This is a genomic window from Photobacterium sagamiensis (genome assembly GCF_050337085.1).
Lineage (GTDB): Bacteria > Pseudomonadota > Gammaproteobacteria > Enterobacterales > Vibrionaceae > Photobacterium > Photobacterium sagamiensis.
Genome location: NZ_JAKJSP010000026.1, coordinates 112,353 through 118,644 on the forward strand (window position 1 = coordinate 112,353; position 6,292 = coordinate 118,644).

General features: G+C 48.4%; 7 protein-coding genes and 1 pseudogene. 3 read left to right on the plus strand and 5 right to left on the minus strand.

What is annotated here, in order from left to right:
- Positions 1 to 84: 84 nt before the first annotated feature.
- Positions 85 to 1,257: an MFS transporter gene (locus L4D76_RS13800; RefSeq protein ID WP_428441467.1), complete on the minus strand. Its 1,173-nt coding sequence runs from the start codon at positions 1,255 to 1,257 to the stop codon at positions 85 to 87.
- Between the two features lie 231 nt (positions 1,258 to 1,488).
- Between L4D76_RS13800 and L4D76_RS13805 the strand changes: the two genes are divergently transcribed.
- The gene (locus tag L4D76_RS13805; RefSeq protein WP_428441468.1) at positions 1,489 to 1,863 is read left to right on the plus strand and encodes a VOC family protein; all 375 of its coding nucleotides are present in this window, start codon (positions 1,489 to 1,491) and stop codon (positions 1,861 to 1,863) included.
- A gap of 99 nt (positions 1,864 to 1,962) precedes the next feature.
- Here the strand turns inward: L4D76_RS13805 and dusC are convergent, their stop codons facing one another.
- Both dusC and L4D76_RS13815 read right to left on the minus strand, forming a co-directional pair.
- Positions 1,963 to 2,913, minus strand: a complete 951-nt coding sequence (gene dusC / locus L4D76_RS13810) for a tRNA dihydrouridine(16) synthase DusC (RefSeq protein WP_428441469.1) — start codon at positions 2,911 to 2,913, stop codon at positions 1,963 to 1,965.
- A gap of 115 nt (positions 2,914 to 3,028) precedes the next feature.
- A complete protein-coding gene (locus tag L4D76_RS13815; RefSeq protein WP_428441470.1) occupies positions 3,029 to 3,721 on the minus strand; it encodes an NAD(P)H-binding protein in 693 nt (230 codons plus the stop codon).
- A gap of 259 nt (positions 3,722 to 3,980) precedes the next feature.
- On the opposite strand from L4D76_RS13815, the gene L4D76_RS13820 reads away from it, so the two are divergent.
- Positions 3,981 to 4,628 carry a YecA/YgfB family protein gene (locus L4D76_RS13820; protein WP_428441471.1) on the plus strand — a complete coding sequence of 216 codons (648 nt, stop codon included), beginning with the start codon at positions 3,981 to 3,983 and terminating at the stop codon, positions 4,626 to 4,628.
- Positions 4,628 to 5,068, plus strand: a complete 441-nt coding sequence (locus L4D76_RS13825) for a (deoxy)nucleoside triphosphate pyrophosphohydrolase (protein WP_428441472.1) — start codon at positions 4,628 to 4,630, stop codon at positions 5,066 to 5,068. The genes L4D76_RS13820 and L4D76_RS13825 overlap by 1 nt, the downstream gene beginning before the upstream one ends.
- Before the next feature lie 85 nt (positions 5,069 to 5,153).
- Here L4D76_RS13825 and dsbB read toward each other — a convergent pair whose 3' ends face one another.
- Positions 5,154 to 5,675, minus strand: coding sequence for a disulfide bond formation protein DsbB (dsbB, locus tag L4D76_RS13830; protein WP_428441473.1), 522 nt, complete (start codon positions 5,673 to 5,675; stop codon positions 5,154 to 5,156).
- Positions 5,676 to 5,770: 95 nt separating this feature from the next.
- Positions 5,771 to 6,292: pseudogene (locus L4D76_RS13835) on the minus strand (sodium/proton antiporter); the annotation flags it as partial.

A 6,292-nucleotide genomic window follows, 5' to 3' on the forward strand; every position in this document is an offset into this window, starting at 1 on the left:
TTTGTCGCCACTATTATGGCGACAGTGGCGGCATTGTTATATCGGGCGTTCAGAGTTTTTTCAGTTAAAGCATCTTCAAAGTGGTCATCGCTTTTTCACTACCATATTGAGCAATAACAAGGTCGCCACCGGGAAAATTGATGCGACCAGCATCCAGCTCCAGCCTTGGGTAAAGAGCACCATGCCGGCTCCTAGGGATCCTGTGGCCTGAAAGGCGGTGATAGAAAAATCATTGATCGCCTGGACCTTAAAGCGTTCATTGGCACGGTAGGTACTGGGCAGCAAGGTGGTGCCGCTGATAAACAAGAAATTCCAGCCAATGCCCAGCAAAACTAATGCCCACCAGTAGCTATGAACACTGTTTCCGAGAAGGCCAATGATGATACAGCTGATCATGACCAGACAACCCACAGAGATCAGGCGGTAGGTACCGATATGCCTGATGAGTAGAGGTGTGATGAGCGAGGGTAAATACATAGCCATAACGTGGCTCTGGATCACCCACTTAGCACTTTGGATATCATGACCATGGTGTTGCATTGCCAGCGGGGTGGCTGTCATTAAAAATGCCATTACGGCATAGGCGGTCAGGCTGGAGCCGGTAGCAAGCCATAACAGGGGTTGTTTTAACACCTGGGAGAAGGGGCGGTCGGTGCCGTTGGTTTTGAGGTCGTCCCTGATGCTGATGGGCTTCATCGCAATCAGCAAGATGGTTGCACCAATTAATTCGATGATCCCCAATGCGCTGTAAGCATTGGCGTATTGAGACGAATAAATCGGAATGAACCTGCCGATATTGAGTAGTTCCGGGCCAACCATGGCGGCCGCAATCCCCCCGACCAGAACCAAGCTGATCACACTGGGGTGTTGGCTGGGTGTTTTACAGCATTCAATTGCAGCAAAGCGGTACTGACCGACATAAGCTAACTGGGTACCGAGAAGGAAACAGCATAAGGCAAAGCCCCAGAACGACTCTTTTTCAATAGCCAAACCGGCAGCAAAAGCGACAAAGCTACTGATAATGGCGGCGCTAATGAAGGCATTTTTTCGCCCGAACCGGTGCTGAATTTTAGCAGATGGAAATATGTTTAATGACACCCCAACGATCAGAGCCGTTACCGGCAGAGTAGAAAGCTCCGGGTTTGGCTGCAACTGAGCACCAATAATCCCACCGAGAAACACATTAAGTGCACCGACCGATAAGACAAAAGGTTGGACTAAAGCAAGTAGCCAGGCATTCCAGGGTAGGGATTTCATGAACATCCGATAAAAAAATTGTAAAGGATGAAGGTACCTATCAGAAGATGTTAATTCAACAAGTAAGAAAAAATCTGAGAAGGATTTGATGACGGTTCTGGTCGCTCTCGCAAGTATTCGCTGAACGACTGTGATAGCCTCCAATCATCATGCCTCTCTGTCGTTAGATGCGCTACTTAGATTCTAGCGCCGTAGGGGGGCCGGAATCTCATTATTTAGGACGAAGCCACGATGCTTTTAGGAATTTGCCTTGGTACCAACGATCTTCCCCGTGCGGGCACGTTTTACGACCGCCTGCTGAGCACGGTGGGCATGGTACGTACTATGGAAGCGGACGACGAGATCGGTTACGGGCCAGCTGGAGGCCCAAGCTGCTTCTGGATATTGCAACCCTTTGATCAGCAGCCGGCGACCCGCGGCAACGGTACTCAGGTGACTTTCAAGGCTGCAAGCAACGATGCCGTAGAGGAGTTCCACCGGACAGCCATGGATCTCGGCGGATCGGACGAAGGCACTCCTGGCTACCGGTATCGCCCACGCTACTTCGGTGCATACTGCCGCGACTTGGACGGCAACAAGCTCCATGTTATGTATGAGCCTGATTGATAGCAGGCATCCTTTATGGCTTAACCTGCAAACGAAACCCAGATTGGAAACCCCTTGAAGTCCCCGCACTTGCTGGTCAGCAAGTGCAGGTTCTACAAATTAAGCCGCCTGATTGTGGTGAGCATGTTGCAAAATAGAAATAATTGGCGCCGCTTTGTTCAGACTGCGAATATCGGCAAATAGCGCCTTGGCTTCAGGATATTGATGACGAAGGTAGGCAAACCACTGTTTCACCCGATTCGGGTAGTAAAGCCCCTTATCGCCTTTAATTTCGAACTGAGAGTAGCGAAGCAGTAATTCTAGTACTTCACTCCATTCCATAGGAGCTTCGTTGCGTTTCACAACGTTACCCAGGTTAGGCAGATTCAGGGCACCTCGACATACCATCAGAGAACTTGTTTTGGTGGCTTGCAGGCAAGCTTGACCATTTTGGTAATTCCAGACTTCACCATTGGCGATGATCGGAATGGTGATTTTTTCTTTGGTCTGGCGAATGTAATCCCACTTAATGGCATCGGCTTTATAACCATCAACCTTGGTACGGGCATGAATGACGATTTCATCGGCCCCGGCCTGTGCGACGGCGTCAGCTATCTCAAAACAATGGTTGGGATCATCCCAGCCTAAGCGTACCTTAGCGGTAACCGGTTTTGTTGGATGAACCGCGTCGCGAACCGCTTTGACTATCTGATAGATCGACTCTGGCTCTTTGAGCAAGACGGCACCGCCGCGGCTTTTGTTGACCGATTTTGCCGGGCAGCCAAAGTTAATATCAATGCCAGCAGAGCCTAAGTTAATCGCACGGTGGGCGTTTTCAGCCATCCATTGAGGTTCTTGTCCCAATAACTGGACGCGAACTGGGGTGCCAGCGGGTGTTTTACCGTCATTGTGCAGTTCAGGGCACAAGCGATAGAAAACACTATTAGGTAACAGACGATCTGTGATGCGGACGAATTCAGTCACGCACAGATCATAGTCATTAATTTCGGTCAGCATCTCACGCATTAAATGGTCTAAGACGCCTTCCATCGGACCTAATATTACTCGCATAACACCTCTCAACGTTTAATACCCATTCTCATCGTTATGCGAATGGGTATAGGGTGCGAGATTTTAGTTCGGAATCGCGGGTTTGTCACCTGCTCATGAGAAGCGCAGGTATTATTCAGGAAGAGTGGTGGATGTGTGGCTGTAGTGATTTACCGGCAACAACCCGCACGCTGTGATTATCAACGCGTTTGTGCTCAAGGCTCAGTGCCAGCATGCAGCGGGCTACGTCTTCTGCAGGGATGGGATTGAGATGAGCTAACGGACCAATTAGCAGTGGTTTTATAAAAGAAAAAATACGCTGGCCGATGATCTCATCGTGCCTTGGTTTAGATCTCTCCCCTTTCAGTGGTCCGGGGCGAACAAAGGTACAACGTGAAAAACCCAGTTTACTGAGTGCTTTCTCCATTTTCCCTTTGCAGCGTAAATAATGAGAGGGAGACCATGGATGAGCAAACAAGCTGGAGATCACCACCAGATTTGTAACTCCAAGCAATTGCATGGTCGTGGCAACCTCTTTTACCAGTTGATAATCAACGGCCTCAAGGGCAGCGTTACTCCCAGCTTGCTTTTTTGTTGTTCCCAGGCAGATAAAACCATAGGTCGGGGTAATATCGGTTTCATCCCAGGCGGTAATACGCAACTCAGGATGAACAATTTGCACTAACTTTTTGCTGTGAAAAGGAAGTTCGCGGCGAGAGAGGGAATAGACCCTCTGAAAGTGGTTATTTGCGAGCAGCAGATGAAGCAGCTCATCTCCGACTAGGCCACTGGCTCCGGCAATAATCGCACTTGCTTTTACCTGACTCATCAACGTTCTTCCTCATAGCTGCATATATACATGCGTTTAGATTAATACCAATCGGGATAATAGGTCTATTTGACGGCAATTGAATCAGTTTTGCCTGTATCTGCATCAAACTTCAACAAAAAACATTGAAAATTGTCGGTTGAGTTGAAGACAAAATGATCCCGTCGATATTTTTGAACTGTAATTTGTTAATGAGGAACAAACAGGTTGGTATATAATCGCCCCATCTTCAGAATTGTTCGAAAAACCGGAAAAGAAAATGACAGATTTAATGATACTACCTGTGGACTGGAAAGGCATGCCTGCAGCGTTTATAGAAGGCGCTTTACTGGCAGCGAATGCTAATCCTAAACCTCTGGAACCAGAAACGTGGTTGCCGGTGTTAATCAACGGTGGTGTGGTTGAAGATGAGCAAGAAGCGATCACGGCAGAGCAGAAAAAGGCCGTATTAAGTCATTTTGAACTGCAGTACTGTCACATCAAAGCCGGTGAGTTCGAACTTCCACAACCGTTGGTGTGGGATGCGGAACAGGGCGTGACGGATGCATTGAGTCATTTTGCCGAAGGGTTTATGGCTGTCTGGCCGACCATTGAACCCAATTGGGCTGAGCAGACGATGTCTGACGGTACTATGCGTATGCTGTCAGCATTAATTACGACGTTGATGTTGCTGCTGGATGAAGAAGAAACGCTGGCTCAAATGAAAGAGGCTGGTGTGACAGGCATGCCGGAACTGGCCGATTTGTATTGTCAGTTACCGTTGATGCTTACCGAAGTCGTGATGGCGGCAGATGAGCTTCAGCAAGGTGCAGCGGCGCAGGCGGTAAATCCTTATAAAGAGATGAGCCGTAATGATCCTTGCCTGTGTGATAGCGGCAAAAAATTCAAACACTGCTGTGGCAAGTAATGTCGGAGCATTATGCGACAGCACGTACCGATCGGCACCAGGACAAACTAGTCATTATTGTTGTCGCGGGTGTGATTGAAAAAGATGCCCGTTACCTGCTTGCCCAACGCTTTGAACATGCAAGCCAAGGCGGTCTGTGGGAGTTTCCCGGTGGTAAAGTGGAAGCCGGCGAAACACCGGAACAAGCATTAGAGCGTGAGCTGTCAGAAGAATTGGCGATACAGACAACCACAGGAAAGTGGCTGGCTGATAGTATTTTTGATTATGGTGATAAAGTCATTCACCTTAAAGGCTATATCAGTCATTGGCAATCTGGCGAGCTGCAGCTTCATAGCCATCAGGATGTAATCTGGGTTGATAAAGTGTCGATAGCGCAGTACGAGCTGTGTCCGGCGGATCACCCGATTGTAGAGGCGCTCAAGAAAGGCGTGAGTGACTAGAAGCTAGAAGCTAGAAGCTAGGTGCTAGTGACTAGGTAAAAGTAGCGAGAGATAGAGGCGAGATCTATTTTCTCGCCACTCGCTGCTAGTAACGTTTAATCTTTTTGCCAAAAAATTGTGCAATAACAATCAACGCAAGTGCAATCAGATTCGCAGCAAAAATAACCACTAACCACTGCGGCATCGATTGACCGAGGAAACTCCATACCACTTGACTGCAATCGCCATAGGCTTCGAACATCCATGGAGCCCATTGGTTGAGTGGTGCCCAGCTCGGAAACTGAACAAACAGATCACAGGTCGCGAAAGGGGATGGGTTGAACTGATAGCCAACATGCTCATTGGCTAATTGTAATCCGATGAATGCGCCGTAACCCCAGCCAGCCAGCCCAGCCCAGCGAAATATCGCATTCTGTGGTGCAATAAGACCGACAATAGCTGCAAAACCAATCCCCATCATTGCAACGCGTTCATAAATACACATCACACAAGGTCCAAGTTTCATTGCGTGCTGGAAGAACAGGGCACAACCTTCAAAGAAGATGATGAACAGTAGCAGTAACAGCCATGATGTCCGATTTTTTGAGAATGTATTCAGAAATTGCATAGGATGATCTCTAAGCTAACTGGAATAAAGCAAAGCCCTGACTTATCAGGGCTTTGAAGTATTATATCTGACTCTTATCTTCGCGAAAGATTCAATTAATGTCCAGCAGCTGGTGCGATAGTTGATATGGCTTCTGCTGTATGATGAGCTAGCCAGCCAATGTCGTAGAACCATGCAGTCATAGGAGCCAGCATAAACTCGATACCCGCCAGACCAACGATTGACAGAACAATGGTATAAGGCAGTGCCATATACACCATGCGGCCATATGAGAGGCGAATTAACGGAGCAAGGGCGGAGGTCAACGCGAATAGGAAGGCCGCCTGACCGTTCGGTGTTGCCACTGACGGTAGGTTGGTACCTGTGTTAATCGCAACTGCCAGCATATCGAACTGGTCACGAGTGATCACACCGTCAACCAGCGCTGTTTTCACTTCGTTGATATAAACGCTACCGACGAAGACGTTATCTGACACCATCGACAGCAGGCCATTGGCAATATAGAACATTGTCATCTGGGCGCTGCCTTCCAGGCTCAGCACCATAGTGATAATAGGCGTGAATAGGTGCTGGTCGATAATAACCGCGACAATCGAGAAGAAGACGGCCAATAATGC